We start from the raw sequence: 19,502 nt of genomic DNA, 5'->3' as shown, positions 1-19,502 counted from the left end.
TTACGCCTCCTCCAGCTCGAAGCGACGCAGTTCCTGGGGCTGGCCGGCGGTTTCCAGGAAGAAGCGGGTAAGCAAATTCTTGGCTGCGAGGCTGCGATATGCCGCCGTCGCCCGCCAGTCCGTGAGCGGCGTATAGTCTTCGTCGAAAATATCGCGCACTGCCGAGATGACGCCCCAGCTCCAGGTCTTGCCGAGAAGCGCCTCCTCCACATGCCTCGCCCGTTTCGGGGTGGCCGCCATGCCGCCGAATGCGATGCGGATGTTTTCAACCTTGCCGTCGCCGTCGAGCATCAGGCTGAAGGCGCCGCAGAGCGCGGATATATCCTCGTCGCGGCGCTTGGAGACCTTGTAGACGGCGAAATGGCCGTCTTCGGCCGGACGCGGTACGAAGACCTTCTCCACGAATTCGCCCGGCAGCCGGTCCTGCTTACCATAGGCCAGAAAAAAGTCCTCGAGCGGGACGGTGCGCCGGCCGGCGTGAGTGCGGAGCGTCAGTTCGGCGCCCAGGACGATCAGCGCGGGCGGCGTGTCGCCGATCGGAGAGCCGTTTGCGATATTGCCGCCGATCGTGCCCATGTTGCGCACCTGCTGTCCGCCGATCCGGTCGATCAGCCGGCCGAAGGCGGGCAGTTCATCCGAGAGCGTATCGAGGGCCTGGGTATAGCTCACACCGGCGCCGATGGCGATGCCGGTCTCGTCCGAGACGATCGACTGGAGTTCGGTGAGGTGATTGATGAAGATCACAGGGTCGAGATGCCGCATCTGCTTGGTGACCCACAGGCCGACATCGGTGGCGCCCGCAACGATCGTCGCGTCCGGCTCTTCCGCCAGGATATCCGTCAAGGCAGAGACCGAAGCCGGCACGATCGAATGCGCGCCGTCCTTCTTCACCACGATCGTCTCCATCTCGGAACGGATCGACCAGAGTTTCGCCATGATCTCGGTTCGGTCGCGTTCCAGCGGGTCGAAGAGTGCGCTCGGCCGGTTTGCTGAGACCTGTTCGGCGGCCTTCACGATCGGCTCGTAACCGGTACAGCGACAGAGATTGCCCTGCAGCGCGCTTTCGATATCGGCCCGCGTCGGGGCGGCGTTGGAAAGCCAGAGGCCATAGAGCGACATCACGAAGCCGGGGGTACAGAAGCCGCATTGCGAGCCGTGGCAATCGACCATGGCCTGCTGGACGGGATGCAGCGTGCCGTCATCGCCGGCGAGATGCTCGACGGTTACCACGTGCGTGCCGTGCAGGGAGCCCAGAAAACGGATGCAGGCATTGACGCTTTCGTAGCGCAGGCCCAGTTCCGTCAGTCGTCCGACCAGTACCGTGCAGGCGCCGCAGTCGCCTTCGGCACAGCCTTCCTTGGTTCCCGTCAGCCGCCGCCTCAGGCGCAAGTAATCGAGAAGGGTCTCTGTCGGCCCGAAATCTCCAAGGGTGACGTCTTCTCCGTTCAGGATGAAGCGGATGGCTTCGTGCATTTGTCTCCTTCGTCCGCCGTTGCCGGCTACAGGTTGATCTCGGCAGGGTTCCAACCGGTCATATTACTGCGCCGTCCAGCCGCCGTCGATGGATATATGCGTGCCGGTTATGCTCCGTGCCGCATCGCTTGCGAGATAGAGTGCTGCGGCCGCCACTTCTTCGATGCCGACGAATTCCTTCGTCGCCTGCAACCGCAGCATGATCTGATCCTTCACCTCGTCCTCGCTGATGCCCTTCTCGCGGGCCTGATCCGGGATCTGCTTTTCCACCAGCGGCGTCCAGACAAAACCGGGGCAGATGGCGTTCACGGTAATCCCCGACTGCGCAAGTTCCAGCGCCGCCGTCTTCGTCAAACCCATGACACCATGCTTGGCTGCGACATAGGCGGCTTTGAACGGCGAGGCGACCAGCCCGTGCGCGGATGCGATGTTGATGATGCGGCCCTTGCCTGCTTTCTTCATCAGCGGGATCGTGTGGCGCATGGTATGGAAGGCCGAGGACAGCAAGATGGCGATCAGCTGGTCCCATCTTTCCGGCGGGAACTCCTCGATCTTCGCCACGTGCTGGATGCCGGCATTGTTGACGAGCACGTCGACGGTGCCGAAATTCTTCACCGCCGTGGCGATCAGATCCTCGATCTCGGCGGGTTTGGTCATGTCGGCACCGTGATAGAGGACAGCGCCGCCGCCCAAGCCGTCGAGTTGCTTGCGCGTCGTCTCGATCTCGTCCGCCGGCCCGAAACCGTTGATAACGACATTGGCGCCCTCGGTCGCGAATGCCTTCGCGATGCCGAGTCCGATGCCGCTTGTTGAGCCGGTGACGACGACGGTTCTGGTCATGCCGATATCTCCCTGAAACTGCAGCTTTCTTGTGCGCCGCAACCAACGGCAGGTTATGCGCAAATCGGCGTGAATGGCAATCGGGCCTGAAAATTTGCGGGTGCCGAGCGTCATGCTGTCGGAAATGGCGAAGCTCGATCGTCCTTCGACGGCAAGATGCGTTCACCAGACGAAGGAGAGACACATGACTCGAGTCGTTTCGAATCTTTGGTTCGAGAAAGAGGTCACCAAGGCCGTCGACTTCTATACGTCGATTATCCCGAATTCCGGCATCACTCGGACGACGTCTCTGGCGGCGGAGACTTACAGCGGGCCGCCCGGCAGCGTCATCATCATAGAGTTTACACTGGGCGGGCAGAATTTCCTGGCTTTCGAAGCCGGCGCCATGGATCGGTTCAATCACGCCTTTTCCATCGGCGTGGAATTCGACACGCAGGAGGAGATCGATCGCGTCTGGAATGCGTTTCTCGACAATGGCGGCGCGGCGGCGCAGTGCGGATGGCTGAAGGACCGCTGGGGCCTGTCCTGGCAGATCCTGCCACGCGTGCTTGCCGACATGACCGCCGATCCCGACCGGGAAAAGGCCAGGCGCACCACCGAAGCCATGCTCAAGATGGTCAAGCTTGATATCGCGACCCTGCAACGGGCCTTTAACGGGCAGGAGTGAACACTGTTATTTTCGCGGCATTGGCCGAGCCGAGCGCCAGCGTTTTCGTTTGACAGTCGGCGGCGCCTTCTGTTCAAACCCTGAGCCAAGAAATTTCGCATGGCTCAGGGAGGATTGGCATGGCGGGTTATGTTCTGGCGATCGATCAGGGAACGACCTCAACGCGGGCGATCGTTTTCGACGGCGACATGAAGATCGCCGGCATCGGCCAGAAGGAATTCACCCAGATATTCCCGAAATCCGGCTGGGTGGAGCATGATCCGGAGGAAATCTGGGAAAGCGTGCTTTGGACCGTCGGCCAAGCGTTCAAGGAAGCACGTGTCGAGGCCAAGGACATCGCCGCGATCGGCATCACCAACCAGCGCGAGACTGTCGTTGTCTGGGAGCGCGAGACCGGCAAGCCGATCCACAATGCCATCGTCTGGCAGGATCGCCGTACTGCAAGCTATTGCGAGAAGCTGAAGCGGCAGGGGCTGGAAAAGCTCTTCACCCGCCGCACCGGTCTGTTGCTCGACCCTTATTTCTCAGGCACCAAGCTCTCCTGGATGCTTGCCAATGTGAAGGGCACGCGGGCGAGGGCTGCCAAGGGCGAACTCTGCTTCGGCACGATCGATACGTTCCTCATCTGGCGGCTCACCGGCGGCCGCAGCTTCGTCACCGATGCGACCAACGCGTCGCGCACGCTGATCTACAACATCGCCGACAATTGTTGGGACGAAGACCTGCTCGAAATCCTGCGCATCCCCGTTGCCATGCTGCCGGAGGTCAAGGACTGCGCCGACGACTTCGGTATCACCGACGAAAGCCTGTTCGGCGCTGCGATCCCTATCCTCGGCGTTGCCGGTGACCAGCAGGCGGCGACCATCGGTCAGGCCTGTTTCGAACCGGGCATGATGAAATCCACTTACGGCACCGGGTGCTTTGCGGTGCTCAATACCGGGGTTGACCTGGTGCGCTCGAAGAACCGGCTGCTCACGACAATCGCCTACCGCCTCGACGGTGAGACGACCTACGCGCTGGAGGGTTCGATCTTCATCGCCGGCGCCGCCGTGCAATGGTTGCGCGACGGGCTTGGCGTCATCGAAAAGGCTTCCCAGTCGGGCGACCTGGCCGCCGAGGCCGATCCGCTTCAGGACGTCTATCTCGTGCCGGCCTTCACCGGGCTTGGCGCGCCCTATTGGGACGCGGAGGCGCGCGGCGCGATCTTCGGCCTGACGCGGGCAACCGGCCCGGCGGAACTCTCCCGTGCGGCGCTGGAAGCCGTCTGCTACCAGACCCGTGACCTGCTCGATGCGATGCAGAAGGACTGGCGCTCCTTCGACGGGGCGACGGTGCTGCGCGTCGATGGCGGCATGGTCGCCTCGGACTGGACGATGCAGCGCCTTTCCGACCTGCTCGATGCGCCGGTCGATCGTCCGACCATCCTTGAAACCACTGCTCTCGGCGCAGCATGGCTTGCGGGTTCGAGGGCAGGTGTCTGGCCGGATAAACAGGCTTTCGCAAAGAGCTGGGCGCGGTCTCGACGATTCGAACCTGAAATGGACGAAAAGACGCGCGCAACGAAGATTCGCGGCTGGAAGGATGCGGTGAGACGGACGCTGGTCGGAGGCTGATTCTTTAAACTTGATTAACTATCGGGCGAAAACTTGAATTAAATCCAAGCGGCGTCATTTTCGCACCACCTTCCTTGTCATATTCTTCGCGGTAAATTGGAGAGGGTGAAAGATGTTTCGTATCCGGCGGGTTTTGACGCTCCTGTCCCTGGCTGTCATCTTCCTTGGCACAGTCCGGGCGGCCGAGGCGGGCTACGCGCATTTCATCTACGATGCGAAGAGCGGCAAAGTTCTGGCGTCGGAGAATGCCGACGTCATCAATCACCCGGCATCGCTGACCAAGATGATGACGCTCTACATGACCTTCGAAGCGCTGCGCGACCGGCGTCTCTCGTGGAATGAGGAGATCGTCATGACGCCGAATGCAGCGCGCAAGGTTCCGTTCAAGCTCGGCGTGCCGGCTGGCCAGACGATCACGGTTCGTGAGGCGGTCCTTGCCATGGCGGTGCGGTCGGCCAATGACGCGGCCGCGGCGATGGCCGATCACCTCGGCGGTTCGGAAGCGCGTTTCGGAGAGATGATGACGAAGAAAGCCCGCGCGCTCGGCATGAGACGGACGGTGTTCCGCAATGCCTCCGGTCTGCCGGACAAGGCGCAGGTAACGACGGCGCGCGACATGGCAATGCTGGCGCTGGCGCTCATCCGGGATTTCCCCAAGGAATATCAACTGTTTTCGCTGCGATCCTTCGAGTTCCGCGGCAAGAAGATCCCCGGCCACAACAACCTCATGTACCGCTATCCGGGCATGGATGGAATCAAGACCGGTTATATCGGTGCATCCGGTTTCAACATCGCGAGCGCCGTGAACGTCAACGGAAGACGGGTGATCGGCGTCGTCCTCGGAGGCAAGACCGCGCGCAAGCGCGACGATCGGATGGCGGAGCTTCTCGATCAGTATGTACCGGGAACCGGTACGGCTCCCGGCGGCCTCGTGGCTTTCGAGACCCAGAAGCGGCCGGCGAAAGGTACTGTTCCGCTCGCGTTCGCCACTCCGCCGAAGGAGATCACCCTTGGTGCTCCGCCGGCCAAGGCTTCGATCGCCAGTCTCTCCGCGACGCCGCGGGAACCCATGGGACCGCTCTGGCGCATCCAGATCGCCGCGGCCGGCAGCCGGGAGGCGGCCTCCACCCTCCTCGAAAAGGCACTGCCGCTGCTTTCGTCGGATTTCGGTCAGATAGCGCCGAGCGTCGAGAGTTATGCAGATAGCGGCAAGGAGTTCTTCCGCGCCCGCTTCGTCGGTTTTGCCGACCAGACGGCGGCCGCGCGGGCCTGTTCGGTTCTGCAGTCGAAAGCGATGAACTGCTTCGTCGTGCAGTAAGTGCTTTGCGCTATTTCACCGTCTCGCCAGGATAAACACCCCAGAGCGAACCCTGTTCGACAAAGCCGCTCAGGTGTCGCTTCTGCAGCGAGACTTCGCACCAGCTTCCGTCGCAGTGGTCAAGGTCGAGCCGGACTTCGGCGGACAGGCGGGCGATTATGCGCGCGTTTCGCGACGGAGCGGATCGCAGCGGGATGGGCTGCTTTATCCACGGACCGACGACGGCTGTGCGGCGGCTCGAGAGTAAAGGGGCGAACATCCATCCTGTCACTCCGTCCGGATCTCGGACGCGCCGCCAGTTTCCGTATTCCTCGGTAATTTCCACGGGCAGGCCGCGGGCCGAATAGATCCAGACCGTCGCATAATCGGTGGAAGGACCGACGCGCATATGCGCCTTGGAAGCTTTCAGGGATACGAAGCGCGGGATCGGGAATCCCGTCTCGCGGCCTTTCCTGAACCCTGCCACAAGGTTGGCGGCGGTCGCATCCCGATCCGCATGCGCCTCATGTGCGGCAAGGCCAAGGATGAGGCACAGGGAAAGCAGGGACGTGGGCAGGAGCCAGCCGGTGCTGAACCGTCTCATGCGCCAGTCAACGGCACTTGCGGACTTCCTGGAGAGCGGCCGTCACGCCGCGAAGTGAATAGGAATAGCTTGTATTGGTGCCGCGGCGGGAGATCGCTTCAAGCGTCATGTTGCTTCCGCCGCGCATGGCATCGACGAGAACCGGCTCGCGGCTCTGGTCGCGCACCCAGGCGATGTTGTCCTTCGGTGCCAGGCGGAAGGTATCATTGCCGACGCTCACACTGACTTCCGAGCCTTCCCTGAGAGGATATCCCATGATGGCCTGGGGCGTGTAGCCCGATGATCCTTGAGGGGCGAGCAGAAAGAAGTTGTCGCCATGGTCCACGTTGGAGGGTTTCGACGTCACCGGGACGGAGAGCGCATAGCAGGTCCTCTGGCCGCCATCCGCGTAGGAATAGACGCCCCAGGCGTCGAACTGTGCGACCCGGGTCGGTTGGGCAGCGGCTGCTGTCGAAGCGAAGGCGAAGGAAAGAGCAAGGGCGAGGGGCGTGATCTGCATGATATCTCCACAACAGCAAAAAGACCCGGGAGATGGGCCTCATTTTAGGACGGCGTCATTGAAGTTTCGATGGGTTATTGAAAGGTTAATATCTGTGTCAAACTGGTGATGGTCGCGGTCACAAAGGGTTGATGCTCGCGTGTACGGCGTCCCTTCAAATCAGGCGATGCGGCCGGAAACAGCCGCATCAAGGGCTTTCGCTGCGTGAAGTGATCCGAGTCCGGTTGGTTATTTCACCGGCGCGTTCATCGCCCAGGATACGCCGAACGGATCGCGGAGCTGGCCGTAGCGGTCGCCCCAGAACATCACCTGCAGTTCCGTGACGACCTCGAGCCCGGCATCGACGGCCCGCTTCCACCAGAAATCGATGGCGTCGCTCGACAAGGGCAGCATCATGGTGAAGGCGGCCGGCTTTTCCAACGGATGGCCGTAGTCCGGATAGGCGTCGCCGAGCATGAGGGAGCTGCCGTTGAGATAGAGGTGGACGTGCATCGTCCGGCCTTTTTCGTCGAGCGGATGGAAGGCCTCGATCGTGGCGCCGAATGCCTTTTGGTAAAATTCCGCCGCCTTCATCGCACCGTCGACCTGGAGATAGGCGACCAGCCCGCCGCAAACGGGCGGTTGGATCTGTGCATTGGCGGTTTCGGTCGTCGCATCCATGGAAATTCTCTCCTTTTCTATGACCGGTTCCGATCGAACCGGTCATAGGACGAGGAAGAGAAAGACATTCCGACAAGGCGGAGAAGAATTTTTAGTTCCGTTCCGCGAATTCCTTCACCAGTCCCTCATAGTCTTCGAAAGGCGGAAACTTTTCGTAGGAGTGGATTGCGGGAGTGGTTGCCCAGGAGAGCTTTTCCGACGTGTAGGTTTCGATGAAGGGCGAGAACCATTGTGCGTCGTCGAGCATGGTGGGGCGCAGATTGACGAACCAGTCCATGCCTTCGGGGCGGGTAAACATCCAGCTCTTGCAGTGCGGGCAATGGTAGTGGTGGGCGTCGGCCCCATGCAGGCCGCCGATCACCGGCTCGCCCTGGATGACCTCGAAACCTTCCGCGGGAATCGCGGCTGAAAGCGAATAGGCACTGGCGCTCATCTTCTGGCAGCCGGTGCAGTGGCAGGCCATGGTGAGGATCGGCTGCGCGCTGATCCTCAGGCGAACCTGTCCGCAGCGGCATCCGCCTTCGATCGGGAGATTGGGCTTGGGCATGTGAAACTCCGTTTCCGCGTCACGTAGCATTGCTGCGACCTTTGGTCAGGGCCGCTTCGGTATTTCGAGACCACGCTGCACCGCCGGGCGGGCAAGGCCACGCTCCAGCCATTGCGGGACGCGCTTCAACTCACCGTACTCGACGAGTTCTCCGGCGCCGTAGAAGCCGATCAGGTTGCGCACCCAGCCGAGCATCGAAATATCGGCGATCGTGTATTCGTCGCCCATGATCCAGTCGCGGCCTTCGAGCCTGTTTTCGATCACCCGGATCAGGCGGTGCGATTCCTTGGCGTAACGGTCGCGCGGACGCTTGTCCTCGATGTCCTTGCCGGCAAACTTGTGAAAGAAGCCGAGCTGGCCAAACATCGGCCCGAGGCCTGCCATCTGGAAGAACACCCACTGGATCGTCTCATAACGCTTCGCCGGGTCGGTCGGCAGGAGTTTGCTGGTCTTTTCGGCAAGGTAGAGGAGGATGGCGCCGGATTCGAAGAGACCGAGTGGCTTATCACCCGGGCCGTTGGGATCGATGATCGCCGGGATCTTCCCGTTCGGGTTCAAGGACAGGAATTCCGGCCCCCAGGTCTCGTTCTCGCCGATGTTGATGAAATGCGGCTCGTAAGGAAGGCCGATCTCTTCCAGCATGATCGATACCTTCACGCCGTTCGGCGTCGGGGTCGAATAAAGTTGCAGCACGTTCGGATCTGTGGCTGGCCATTTCTTGGTGATGGGGAAGGCGGAAAGATCGGCCATGGGATTTCCTTTGAAGGGATTTGTTGCGGGGCGACTATAGCCAGCGGAGCGGGATGTGCCAGACGTGCAAGGTTGACATTTTTTGATGCGTCCTGTCGGTTCTGCGGTTACTCCTTCGTCTTCAACAGGAGAAGGAGACAGACATGCTTTATGCCATCCTTTGCTACGCCCATGAGGAAACCGTCTTTGCATGGTCCAAGGAGGAGGAGGATGCTGTCATGGCCAGACTGCATGCCGTCCAGGAACCGATGGCGAGAGCCGGAAAGCTTGGTCCCACCGGCCGGTTGATGCCGACCACGGCCGCCACCACGGTCCGCAAGGGCAAGGACGAGCCGCTGGTGCTCGACGGACCCTTTGCCGAAACCAAGGAAGCGCTGCTCGGCTTCTACACAGTCGATGTCGATACGCTGGATGAAGCGATCGCCTTTTCCAAGCAGCTTTCCGCAGTCAATCCGGGCTCGACGTCTTATGAGATCCGGCCCTTTTACGTCTTTCATCCGGGAGAAATGAAAACATGACAGATATCGCCTGGATCGAACTTGCGCTGACGGCGGCCCGACCGCAGGCACTTGGCGCCCTGCTTCGCTACTTCCGCGATCTCGATACGGCGGAAGAAGCCTTTCAGGAGGCTTGTCTTCGCGCCATCCGCACTTGGCCTGACAAGGGGGCGCCGCGCGATCCCGCCGCCTGGCTGATCTTCGTCGGCCGCAACAGCGGCATCGATGCGGTCCGCAAGCGTTCCAAGAATGACCCTCTGCCGGAGGAGACCGCCTTTTCCGATCTCTCCGATGCCGAGAATGACCTTGCCGACCGGCTCGACAACTCCAATTACCGCGACGATATCCTGCGGCTGATGTTCATCTGCTGTCATCCGGACCTGCCGAACACCCAGCAGATCGCGCTTGCGCTCAGGATCGTTTCGGGCCTGACCGTGCCGCAGATCGCCCGCGCCTTTCTCGTCAGCGAGGCGGCCATGGAGCAGCGCATCACCCGTGCCAAGGCACGCGTCGCAAAGGCCGGCGTTCCCTTCGAGACGCCGGGACCGGCAGAGCGGGCCGAGCGTCTCGGCATCGTGGCGGCGATGATCTATCTCGTGTTCAACGAGGGTTATTCCGCCGGCATCACCAATCCGGACAACGCCGCCTTCTGCGAGGAGGCGATAAGGCTCGGCCGGCTTCTGCTCCGCATCTTTCCGGCCGAGCCGGAGATCATGGGGCTTACTGCGTTGATGATGCTGCAGCATTCGCGCGCCAGGGCGCGGTTCGACGGGCAGGGTCAGATCATCCTGCTCGACGATCAGGACCGCAGCCTATGGGACCGCAAACTGATCGGCGAGGCGCTGGTCTTGCTCGACAAGGCGATCCGCCACCGGCAGCCCGGTCCCTATCAGGTGCAGGCGGCGATCTCGGCTCTGCATGCGCGCGCCGCCCGGCCGGAGGATACAGACTGGAAGGAGATCGACATGCTTTACGGCCTGCTCGAACGAATCCAGCCATCGCCGGTCGTGACCCTCAACCGGGCCGTCGCGGTCTCGAAGCTGGAGGGACCGGAGGCTGCGCTCGATTTGATCGCACCGCTTGCCGAAAAACTCGACGGCTACTTCTATTTCCATGGCGTCAGGGGAGGGCTTCTGATGCAGGCCGGCCGTAATGGAGAGGCCCGCGTCGCCTTCGACCGGGCGATCGCGCTTGCCAATTCACCAGCCGAATGCGCCCATATCCGCCAGCAGATCGACAAGCTCGGCGCCGTCGCCTCTCCGGCGGAGTGACCGCGACTAATCAAGGCCCATGGACCAGCAATCCGGAAGTCCCGAGTACGATCTCATCGACGGGAGAGCGTTCAGGATGACGGCTGCTACCTCGATCGACAGAGAGACCTACTCCCTAAGCGCAACTACGCTTTAGGCAGGCATGCTGCTATAAAGCGGATGCTGTACCGAATTCAGCAGGCAATACGAATCCGACTATCGGAGGTAGGTCATGACCGGCAAGCTTCCTGCAAACGCTCTGCTCGCCGTCCTATGCTCGTCCTGCGCTGCAACTGGTAGTAACGGCACCTATGAAATCCCCACCTATTCCTACAATACGGGGGGTGGCTGTGATCGAGGCGCTCCCGCGGGAAAGCTCGACCGTCTGTGCAGCGTCCCCGTCCTCGGCTACCATGGCTTTGTTGATCCCACGATCGGCGTCCAGTCGGGAGCGCCCGGAGGTTTCGGTCTCTAGTCTCCGCACCCCTCCGGCGAAGAGCCGCTAGCTCTCATCGGCAAACTTGGGTTCGAAACCCGATTTCCAAACGAAGTCTGGCGCAGTCCAGTCACCCGAATACCCATCTGGTGGTAGCGTGATGTGTGCTTTCAACAGCGTCCGCCGCCGGCCGCCTCGTGGAACCTCTTCCGCAAGGCGAAAAATTCCGGGCCACGGTTGTCGGATCTTGTGCCGTTTATACGTCCTAGGTTCAACATCGGATGAGATGTTGTTCAAAACCCAAGGGAGACAGCAAAAATGAATGCCAATGCCGCCAAGCACTCGCTGCAACTCGTTCGTGAAATGGACGTTCCGGCCGACAAGCTCTACAAGGCCTGGACCACGCCCGAGCGGATGGGTGAATGGTTCTGCCCGAAACCATGGAAGGTTACCGAAGCCCGCATGGACATCCGTCCCGGCGGATCGAGTTATATCCTGATGGAAGGGCCGGAGGGCGAGAAGATTCCCAATTACGGCATCTATCTGGAAGTGGTGCCGAACAAGAAGCTCGTCTTTACCGATGCCTATACGAGCGCCTGGGTGCCGTCCGAAAAGCCGTTCATGACCGCTGTCGTGGAGTTCGAGGATCTCGGCAACGGCCGCACGAAATATACTGCGACGGCCTTGCACTGGACGGAAGAGGACAGAAAAGCTCATGAGGAAATGGGCTTTCATGAAGGTTGGGGCATCGTTGCCGGCCAGCTCGAAGAGATCGCCAAGACATTCTGAGGTTGCCCGAAATGCGAATCGAATCGGGGGGATGGCGCCATCTCCTCGATTTTTGATTCAATCTGCGACAGTCCCTTTTCAAAGGTATGCCGCGGTCACCGCGAAATCTCGTCCAGGCGCCGGCGCAGTCGGGGTGCTGCAAAATCGATGAAGCTGCGCATCTTGAAGGGTAGTGTTCCCTGCATCTGGTGCAGCAGGTAGACGGGCAGCGCGGGCGGCTCGAAATCCGCGAGCACGACCTGCAACAATCCCTCCCTGACGGGGCCGGCGGCCTGGTAGGAGAGGACACGGGTAATTCCGACGCCGGCGACCGCCGCGTCGAGGGCTGCTTCCGCCGTATTGACCGAAAGCCTCGTTCGGACTTCGATACTCTGCTTGCGTCCCTTACCGGACCGCGTGAAGGCCCATGTCATCGGCCCCAGCGCATCGAAGCTGACGCCGGGCTTGCCCGCAAGATCGTTCGGGCTGGCGGGCAAACCGTATTTTCCGAAAAACGCCGGACTGCCGCAGACAACGCGCCGAACCTCGCCGACCTTTGTCGCCACCATCGAACTGTCGGGCAGCCGGCTGATCCGCACGGCAAGATCGACCTGGTTCTCCAGCAGGTCGATATTCCGGTCCGAAAGCACGAGCCGGACGTTGATTTCCGGATAGAGCGACAGGAAATCGTTGACGACCGGCAGGACGTGAAGCCGTCCGAAGACGACCGGCGCGGTGACGACGAGATCGCCGCGCGGCGCGCTCTGCTCTCCTGCTGCCGTCCGTTCCGCGTCGCCCACCTCGTCAAGAATGCGTTTGCAGGACTGGAAATAGGCGCTGCCGGCATCGGTCAATGCAAGATGTCGCGTCGTGCGGGCAAGCAATCGGGTGCCGAGATGGGCTTCCAGTTCGGCAAGCTTGCGGCTGACCGTCGGCAAGGGGATGTTCAGCTTGCGGCTCGCCGCCGTAAGGCTACCCGTTTCCACCGCCGCCACCAGGATAGACATCGCTTCGAACCGGTCCATGATCCTCTCATTTTTCGAGACAATATCTTTCGAGAATAGGAGATTATTCAAAATTTCAAAAGAAGCTATCTTCAGTGCATTCCACATCCCGGCGGCGGGGTGCGATGGCGTGTGCCAAGGAGGTGACATGGCTTACACATTTCTCGACCTTGTCTCGACGCCGAGCGTCAAGGCGGCCCAGGAGGCGAACGGCAGCCGGGACTATTTCGAGGTTGCTGGCAAGGACCGCAGCTTCGACCGGTTCACCCCGTCGGAAGCCGCATTCATCGCGGCGCGCGACAGTTTCTATATGGCGACGGTCTCCGAAAACGGCTGGCCCTATGTGCAGCATCGCGGCGGGCCGGCGGGTTTCCTGCAGGTACTCGACCCGACGACATTCGCCTGCGCCGACTTCCGGGGCAACCGGCAGTACATTTCCGTTGGAAACCTCGGGGCCAGCGATCGGGTGTCGCTCATTCTCATGGACTATCCGAACCGCAGCCGCCTGAAGATTTTCGCCCATGCCGAGATTTCCACCGATCCCGCAATCCTCGCCAAAGTGGCCGTGCCGGATTATCGGGCGAAGGTGGAGCGAGCGTTGGTGTTTCACCTTGAAGCCTTCGACTGGAACTGCCCGCAGCACATAACGCCGCGCTTCACCATGGCCGATATCGAAGAGGGTATTGCCGCCCTGCATCAGAGGATAGCCCTGCTCGAAACCGAGAATGCGGCCCTCAAGGCCAACGCCCCTTCCGCCAACGCCTCTTCCCAAGGAGAATGACATGGAACCCGCCGATCGTCCGCCGCTGCCGCCGTTCACGCTCGAAACCGCTGCCCAGAAGGCGCGGCTCGCGGAAGATGCCTGGAACAGCCGCGACCCCGCCCGCGTGGCGCTCGCCTATACCGTCGACAGCCAATGGCGCAACCGTGCCGAGTTCATCAAGGGGCGTGCCGAGATCGAAGCCTTCCTGACGCGCAAGTGGGAGCGGGAGCTGGATTACAGGCTCATCAAGGAGATCTGGGCCTTCCACGAGAACCGCATCGCCGTCCGCTTTGCCTATGAATGGCATGACGACAGCGGCAACTGGTTCCGCTCCTACGGCAACGAGAACTGGGAATTCGACGCACACGGGCTGATGCGCCGGCGGATCGCCAGCATCAACGATGCGCCGATCGTCGAGGCGGAGCGCAGGTTTCACTGGCCGCTTGGCCGCCGGCCGAATGACCATCCGGGGCTGAGTGCGCTCGGCTTGTGAGGTTTTGCAGCCGCGCCACCTTCGGCCCGGGGGGGCGGTTGCACCTGCGGCTATCCAATCCATCGAACGGTTCCTTCGAAAGATTAGCGTTTGCGCGAACGATGTCACGTCACTATCTGACGGACACATTCTCAAGGCATCAACCAAACGGATCTTTCGACCATGGAACTCGGCCTGCATACTTTCGGTGACGTCGATGCCACGGCGCTCGACAAGGGCGCAGAAGGCGCGCGCCGGATCAGAAACCTCCTCGAGGAGATTGAGCTTGCCGATCAGGTCGGACTCGATGTCTTCGGGCTCGGTGAGCATCACCGTCCGGACTATGTGATTTCCTCGCCTGCGACGGTTCTCGCCGCCGCGGCTGCCCGGACGAAAAACATCCGCCTGACGAGTGCCGTCTCCGTTCTCTCCTCCGACGATCCGGTGCGCGTCTTCCAGCAGTTCGCAACCCTCGACCTCATCTCGAACGGTCGGGCTGAGATCATGGCGGGCCGCGGCTCGTTCATCGAATCCTTCCCGCTGTTCGGCTACGATCTTGGTGATTACGACCAGCTTTTCGAGGAAAAGCTGGACCTGTTGCTCGCCATCCGCGACAGGGAAATCGTCACCTGGGAAGGCGAGAAGCGTGCGCCTATCCACGGCCGCGGCGTCTATCCGCGCCCATTGCAGGACCCGCTGCCGGTGTGGATCGCGGTCGGCGGTACGCCGCAGTCGGTCGCGCGGGCAGGGGCTTATGGCCTGCCGCTTGCGGTCGCGATCATCGGCGGCGAGTATCCGCGTTTCGCTCCGTTCTTCAACCTCTATCGCGAGGCGGCGCGCCGCGCAGGCCACGATCCGGCGGTGTTGAAGACCAGCATCAACGTGCACGGGTTCATCGCCGACACGACGGAAGCCGCCGCCGACCAGTTCTACGGCCCGCAGGCGGAGGTGATGAACCGCATCGGCCGCGAGCGCGGCTGGGGACCGACCAGCCGGGCGCATTTCGACGCCTCGCGCAGGCCGCTCGGCAATCTCTTCGTCGGCGAGCCGGAACTGGTCGCCGAAAAGATTGTCGCAGCGCACAAGGTGTTCGGCATGGACCGGTTCCTCCTTCAGATGGCCATCGGGCCCATGCCGCACGATCAGATCATGCGCGGCATCGAGCTTTACGGCACGAAAGTCGCCCCCATCGTCAGAAAAGAATTGACGGGCTCGGCCGATGGCGCGAAACCGGCCGCTCAACAGGCATAAGGAACGGGCAGGCCATGGTCATCTCCACCGAACATGAACTCGCGAGGCTGAAGGACATCGGCCGGCTCTGCGCACAGGCGGTGGAGACCATGGCCAAGGCGCTGGAGCCCGGCATCACGACCCGCGAACTCGACGATATCGGCCGCAAGGTCCTGGAGGACAACGGCGCGCAGTCCGCACCGGAGACCTGCTACAAGTTTCCGGCGGCGACCTGCATCAGCGTCAACGAGGAAGTGGCGCACGGCATTCCGGGCGACCGGGTGATCAAGGCGGGCGATCTCGTCAATATCGACGTGTCGGCGGTGAAGGACGGGTTCTTCGGAGATACGGGCGCTTCTTACGCCGTGCCGCCGGTCAAACGCGAGATCGAGAAACTTTGCCGCGACGGCCGCCGGGCGCTGTGGACCGGCCTGCAGCAGGTCAAGACCGGCAAGCCGATCGCCGGCATCGGCAATGCGATCGGCGCGTTCGCGAAGAAGAACCGCTATACGCTGATCACCAATCTTTCGAGCCATGGCATCGGGCTGACGTTGCACGACGAGCCGAAGGAAATTCCGACCTGGCCCGATCCCGGCGAGAGGCGCGTCATGCAGGAAGGGCTGGTCTTCACCGTGGAACCCTTCCTGTCGCTCGGCGCCGACTGGGCCGAGGACGGCGGCAACGGCGATGTCTGGACGCTCTACAGCGACCCGCAGGCGCCGACCGTCCAATACGAGCACACGGTAGTCGTGACCCGCAACGGACCGGTAATTTTGACGCTGGCTGCGTAGGCGTTCCATTTCCGCCGGGCGGGAATGAGGATTAAATCAGCCTGTTCTTCTCCGACAGGGTAATCATCCGGTCATAAAAGGCATCTACGCGTTCTTCATGCAGATGAGCCACGAGCCGGCGCTTATTGACGCGGGCGGCGCTCTCCATCAATTGCGCGAAAGCGGCATATCCGACATGGTCGGCCTCGCGCAACTGGGCGATCAGCGGATCGACAAGCACTTCCGATAGGGTCAGATCCTGTTCCATGGCTCAACCTCCACGGCCCCGATGGTAACTATGGGCAGGAGAGTGTGCTTCATTCATGTCAGCAACAAGACAAAAGTCGCATTGCACCGCATCAAATCGTTGCGGCAACTGCGTGATAATCCGTTATCAGCGTTGTTCATCGCAGCGATGACAATTCCTCATTTGTCGGTTGATGCTGCGGCTGCGATAAGAGAACCATGCTGCAGATGAACACGAGCTATTCCGGCAGGCCTCTGCTGATCGGTTTTGCCGGCGCCCTTGCGATGGCCGCGGCCATGGGGTTCGGGCGCTTCTTCTACACGCCGATCCTGCCGGGCATGATGACGGGTATTCCGCTTTCGGCTGCCGATGCGGGTACTATCGCCGCCGGCAATTTCGCCGGTTATCTGGCGGGCGCGATCCTGTCGGCCTATGGCTGGGCGACCGGGCGCGAGCGGCAGGTCGCGCTTGGCGGCTTGCTCGCGACGGCGATCCTGCTGGCGGCCATGGCCGCGACGACATCGGTCTTCGCTTTCACCGTGATCCGGTTCCTGGCAGGCGTCGCGAGCGCGTTCTCCATGATTTTTTCCTCGTCGATCGTGCTGCCTTATGCCGCCGGACGCGACAATGTGAACGTGCTGCATTTCGGCGGTGTCGGCCTGGGGATTGCGCTCTCGTCGGCATTGGTACTCGCCGTCAACACGATGGCCGGAGACGGCGCGCATGGCTGGCGTCTGAACTGGATTGCCGGTGCCGCCATCGTGCTTGTCGCGCTCGCCGTTGTCTTCTGGCTCCTGCCGCGGCCGACCTTCGGCAAAGCACCCGTCGTCGAGCCGCCCCTTGAATGGCGCATGCCGCTTACGCTGCTCACCGCCTCTTACGGGCTGTTCGGCTTCGGTTACGTGATCACCGCGACCTTTCTTGTCGCCATTGCGCGGATGGGGGCGGCGGGGCCGATCGTCGAATTCCTCGCCTGGTTCCTGACGGGAACGGCGGCAGCGGTTTCGCTCATTGTCTGGCGGCCGGTGGTCAAACGGCGCGGGCTCGGCAAGGCCTATGTCGCCGCGCTTGCGGTCCAGGCGGTCGGCGTGGCGGGCTCCGTCTTGCTGCCGCCCGTGGCCGGCGCGCTTGTCGGCGGGCTGCTGCTCGGCGCGACCTTCATGGTCGTCACGGCTTACGGGCTGCAGATTGCCCGGACGTTGTCTCCTGAAAGCCCGCGCCGCGCACTCGCCTTCATGACGGCCGCCTTCGGCACTGGTCAGATCATCGGCCCGCTGGTGGCGGGCTGGGTGGCGGAGCGGACCGGCAGTTTTGCTACCGCGACCCTGCTTGCCGCAGGAGCCCTTGTCGTATGCATCCTGCTCGCCCTGCCGGTCGCGCGGCGGCCGGACTGAACGTCCCGGATTACGGTTTTCCGAGCGCTCAATTACCGTTGCCTGAACACGCGGTTACAATTGTGTAACGATGGCGTGCGGCCATTGCCGCTCCCTTGGAACTGCCTTAGTTTCGCGCTCTACAGTCGTTCCCGACCTTCAGAGATCTCGAACTCAGGAAAGCCAAAGCTCCGTGTTCCACTCCTTCTTTCCCCGACCGAAACTGTTTTTTATCTCGGCCTTGTTATGGGCTATCGTAGTCATAGGGTCCTGGTATGCGGGTGGAAGCGCAATTGGACCAGCCATCGGTTTCGCTCCGCGTGATGCCAATGCAGCTGTGGACGTCTCGCTTTTCTGGTCGGGGCCGTTCCTTTGGTTCTATTTATATTACGCCGTGGCCACTGCGATCTTTGCTGCCTTCTGGTTTTTGTACGCGCCTCATCGGTGGCAGTATTGGTCGGTGCTGGGAAGCGCACTGATCGTATTCGTTACCTATTTTTCTGTGCAGGTGAGCGTGGCGTTCAACGCCTGGTACGGACCTTACTACGACCTGGTTCAGCAGGCGCTTGCGAAAACCGCCCCGGTTACGGCAGAGCAGCTTTATACCGGGCTTCTAGGCATCACCGGTATTGCCTTTGTTTCCATCACCGTCAGTGTGCTGAACCTTTTCTTTGTCAGCCATTACATCTTTCGTTGGCGCACGGCGATGAACGACTTTTACATGGCGAACTGGTTCAAGCTGCGCCACATCGAGGGCGCCTCGCAGCGCGTGCAGGAAGATACGATGCGCTTTTCCTTGACTGTCGAGGGACTGGGCGTTGGTTTCGTCAGGGCGATTATGACGCTGATCGCCTTCATGCCGGTGCTGTTTTCCTTCTCAAATACGATCAATGAACTGCCGATTGTTGGCGAAATCCCACATGCGCTGGTCTGGGCGGCGATCCTGTGGTCGCTGTTTGGTACCCTTTTCCTGGCGCTCGTGGGAATCAAGCTGCCTGGCCTTGAGTTCCGCAATCAGCGCGTCGAGGCTGCGTACCGTAAGGAACTGGTTTACGGTGAAGATCATGAGGATCGCGCCCAGCCGGCGACCGTGGCGGAGCTTTTCGCGAATGTGCGGAAAAACTATTTCCGTCTTTATTTCCACTATCTCTATTTCAATATTGCCCGCTTCTTCTACCTGCGCGCGGACGATCTCTACAGCCTGCTCGTGCTGATCCCGTCCATCGCGGCCGGGAAAGTTACGCTGGGCATCTTTACCCAGGTAGGCAATGTCTTCGATCAGGTGCGTACATCATTCCAATACCTCATCAATTCCTGGACGACGATCGTCGAGCTGATGTCGATCTACAAGCGTCTCAAGGCCTTCGAAGCGGCGATTTATGACGAGCCGCTGCCAGAGATCGACAAGCACTATCTGGAGCGCGAGGCCGAAGTCGGCGAGCTTGCGGCCGACCGGCCGTACTGACCCTTTCTCAACGCAGCACGTTTGGCCGCGCCGGATGTCATGTCCGGTGCGGTTTTGGTGGGAAAAAGGGCAGACGGGCATTTCAACGGCATTGGGCATTCAGGCTTTCCGCCTGCCCCGATCGCGTCTTACGGTTTTGAAAGAGGTGTCAGTTCTTCCGCTGCCGCCTGGGCACGACCATCACCGGAAACCGGACCCTTCGAGCCAGATGAGGAGGCCGGTTCTAGAACCCGGTTTCCCATCCGATGACGGGGAGCATTATGCGCCCGGTTTAAAA

General features: G+C 61.3%; 22 protein-coding genes. 13 read left to right on the top strand and 9 right to left on the bottom strand.

Going from position 1 to position 19,502, the window contains the following annotated elements; translation table 11 throughout:
- Both xdhA and J2046_RS18130 read right to left on the bottom strand, forming a co-directional pair.
- A complete protein-coding gene (gene xdhA, locus J2046_RS18135; protein WP_210054203.1) occupies positions 1–1,473 on the bottom strand; it encodes a xanthine dehydrogenase small subunit in 1,473 nt (490 codons plus the stop codon).
- Positions 1,474–1,536: 63 nt separating this feature from the next.
- Positions 1,537–2,313: a 3-hydroxybutyrate dehydrogenase gene (locus J2046_RS18130; protein ID WP_210054201.1), complete on the bottom strand. Its 777-nt coding sequence runs from the start codon at positions 2,311–2,313 to the stop codon at positions 1,537–1,539.
- A 184-nt stretch (positions 2,314–2,497) separates the two neighbouring features.
- Between J2046_RS18130 and J2046_RS18125 the strand changes: the two genes are divergently transcribed.
- The 3 genes from J2046_RS18125 to J2046_RS18115 all read left to right on the top strand — a co-directional run bounded on the left by J2046_RS18125 (position 2,498) and on the right by J2046_RS18115 (position 5,911).
- Positions 2,498–2,980, top strand: coding sequence for a VOC family protein (locus J2046_RS18125; protein ID WP_210054200.1), 483 nt, complete (start codon positions 2,498–2,500; stop codon positions 2,978–2,980).
- A gap of 119 nt (positions 2,981–3,099) precedes the next feature.
- A complete protein-coding gene (gene glpK, locus J2046_RS18120) occupies positions 3,100–4,593 on the top strand; it encodes a glycerol kinase GlpK (RefSeq protein ID WP_210054198.1) in 1,494 nt (497 codons plus the stop codon).
- Between the two features lie 112 nt (positions 4,594–4,705).
- Positions 4,706–5,911, top strand: a complete 1,206-nt coding sequence (locus tag J2046_RS18115) for a D-alanyl-D-alanine carboxypeptidase (RefSeq protein WP_210054196.1) — start codon at positions 4,706–4,708, stop codon at positions 5,909–5,911.
- Between the two features lie 10 nt (positions 5,912–5,921).
- Here the strand turns inward: J2046_RS18115 and J2046_RS18110 are convergent, their stop codons facing one another.
- The 5 genes from J2046_RS18110 to J2046_RS18090 all read right to left on the bottom strand — a co-directional run bounded on the left by J2046_RS18110 (position 5,922) and on the right by J2046_RS18090 (position 8,950).
- Positions 5,922–6,494, bottom strand: a complete 573-nt coding sequence (locus tag J2046_RS18110) for an SH3 domain-containing protein (RefSeq protein WP_210054193.1) — start codon at positions 6,492–6,494, stop codon at positions 5,922–5,924.
- Between the two features lie 7 nt (positions 6,495–6,501).
- On the bottom strand, positions 6,502–6,993 hold the full coding sequence (locus tag J2046_RS18105) for an invasion associated locus B family protein (RefSeq protein ID WP_210054191.1): 492 nt from the start codon (positions 6,991–6,993) through the stop codon (positions 6,502–6,504).
- A 228-nt stretch (positions 6,994–7,221) separates the two neighbouring features.
- Complete coding sequence (locus J2046_RS18100) at positions 7,222–7,653, bottom strand: VOC family protein (RefSeq protein WP_210054189.1); 432 nt, start codon at positions 7,651–7,653, stop codon at positions 7,222–7,224.
- A 91-nt stretch (positions 7,654–7,744) separates the two neighbouring features.
- Positions 7,745–8,200, bottom strand: a complete 456-nt coding sequence (locus J2046_RS18095) for a GFA family protein (RefSeq protein WP_210054187.1) — start codon at positions 8,198–8,200, stop codon at positions 7,745–7,747.
- Positions 8,201–8,245: 45 nt separating this feature from the next.
- Positions 8,246–8,950, bottom strand: a complete 705-nt coding sequence (locus J2046_RS18090) for a glutathione S-transferase N-terminal domain-containing protein (RefSeq protein ID WP_210054186.1) — start codon at positions 8,948–8,950, stop codon at positions 8,246–8,248.
- A gap of 143 nt (positions 8,951–9,093) precedes the next feature.
- Here J2046_RS18090 and J2046_RS18085 point away from each other — a divergent pair, with 143 nt between their 5' ends.
- The 4 genes from J2046_RS18085 (at position 9,094) to J2046_RS18070 (ending at position 11,922) form a co-directional block, all read left to right on the top strand.
- A complete protein-coding gene (locus tag J2046_RS18085; RefSeq protein WP_210054184.1) occupies positions 9,094–9,468 on the top strand; it encodes a YciI family protein in 375 nt (124 codons plus the stop codon).
- Positions 9,465–10,718 carry an RNA polymerase sigma factor gene (locus tag J2046_RS18080; protein WP_210054182.1) on the top strand — a complete coding sequence of 418 codons (1,254 nt, stop codon included), beginning with the start codon at positions 9,465–9,467 and terminating at the stop codon, positions 10,716–10,718. The genes J2046_RS18085 and J2046_RS18080 overlap by 4 nt, the downstream gene beginning before the upstream one ends.
- A gap of 211 nt (positions 10,719–10,929) precedes the next feature.
- The gene (locus J2046_RS18075) at positions 10,930–11,172 is read left to right on the top strand and encodes a hypothetical protein (RefSeq protein WP_210054180.1); all 243 of its coding nucleotides are present in this window, start codon (positions 10,930–10,932) and stop codon (positions 11,170–11,172) included.
- A gap of 279 nt (positions 11,173–11,451) precedes the next feature.
- Positions 11,452–11,922 carry an SRPBCC family protein gene (locus J2046_RS18070; RefSeq protein WP_210054178.1) on the top strand — a complete coding sequence of 157 codons (471 nt, stop codon included), beginning with the start codon at positions 11,452–11,454 and terminating at the stop codon, positions 11,920–11,922.
- Between the two features lie 95 nt (positions 11,923–12,017).
- Here J2046_RS18070 and J2046_RS18065 read toward each other — a convergent pair whose 3' ends face one another.
- A complete protein-coding gene (locus tag J2046_RS18065; RefSeq protein ID WP_210054176.1) occupies positions 12,018–12,926 on the bottom strand; it encodes a LysR family transcriptional regulator in 909 nt (302 codons plus the stop codon).
- A 127-nt stretch (positions 12,927–13,053) separates the two neighbouring features.
- Here J2046_RS18065 and J2046_RS18060 point away from each other — a divergent pair, with 127 nt between their 5' ends.
- The 4 genes from J2046_RS18060 to map all read left to right on the top strand — a co-directional run bounded on the left by J2046_RS18060 (position 13,054) and on the right by map (position 16,161).
- On the top strand, positions 13,054–13,686 hold the full coding sequence (locus J2046_RS18060; protein ID WP_210054174.1) for a pyridoxamine 5'-phosphate oxidase family protein: 633 nt from the start codon (positions 13,054–13,056) through the stop codon (positions 13,684–13,686).
- A gap of 1 nt (position 13,687) precedes the next feature.
- On the top strand, positions 13,688–14,161 hold the full coding sequence (locus J2046_RS18055) for a nuclear transport factor 2 family protein (RefSeq protein WP_210054172.1): 474 nt from the start codon (positions 13,688–13,690) through the stop codon (positions 14,159–14,161).
- A 162-nt stretch (positions 14,162–14,323) separates the two neighbouring features.
- The gene (locus J2046_RS18050) at positions 14,324–15,391 is read left to right on the top strand and encodes an LLM class flavin-dependent oxidoreductase (RefSeq protein WP_210054170.1); all 1,068 of its coding nucleotides are present in this window, start codon (positions 14,324–14,326) and stop codon (positions 15,389–15,391) included.
- A 14-nt stretch (positions 15,392–15,405) separates the two neighbouring features.
- The gene (gene map, locus J2046_RS18045) at positions 15,406–16,161 is read left to right on the top strand and encodes a type I methionyl aminopeptidase (RefSeq protein WP_210054168.1); all 756 of its coding nucleotides are present in this window, start codon (positions 15,406–15,408) and stop codon (positions 16,159–16,161) included.
- 31 nt (positions 16,162–16,192) lie between these two features.
- On the opposite strand, the gene J2046_RS18040 is transcribed toward map, so the two are convergent.
- Positions 16,193–16,408 carry a hypothetical protein gene (locus tag J2046_RS18040; RefSeq protein ID WP_210054166.1) on the bottom strand — a complete coding sequence of 72 codons (216 nt, stop codon included), beginning with the start codon at positions 16,406–16,408 and terminating at the stop codon, positions 16,193–16,195.
- A gap of 197 nt (positions 16,409–16,605) precedes the next feature.
- Here J2046_RS18040 and J2046_RS18035 point away from each other — a divergent pair, with 197 nt between their 5' ends.
- Positions 16,606–17,781: a YbfB/YjiJ family MFS transporter gene (locus J2046_RS18035; RefSeq protein WP_210054164.1), complete on the top strand. Its 1,176-nt coding sequence runs from the start codon at positions 16,606–16,608 to the stop codon at positions 17,779–17,781.
- Between the two features lie 172 nt (positions 17,782–17,953).
- Entirely contained in the window at positions 17,954–19,225 is a 1,272-nt protein-coding gene (gene sbmA / locus J2046_RS18030) for a peptide antibiotic transporter SbmA (protein WP_210054162.1), read from the top strand.
- Positions 19,226–19,502 lie beyond the last annotated feature (277 nt).

This window comes from Neorhizobium petrolearium (assembly GCF_017873175.1).
Classification (GTDB): domain Bacteria; phylum Pseudomonadota; class Alphaproteobacteria; order Rhizobiales; family Rhizobiaceae; genus Neorhizobium; species Neorhizobium petrolearium.
Note: the sequence above shows the minus strand (reverse complement) of the source record. Positions and strands in the feature narration are given on the sequence as shown.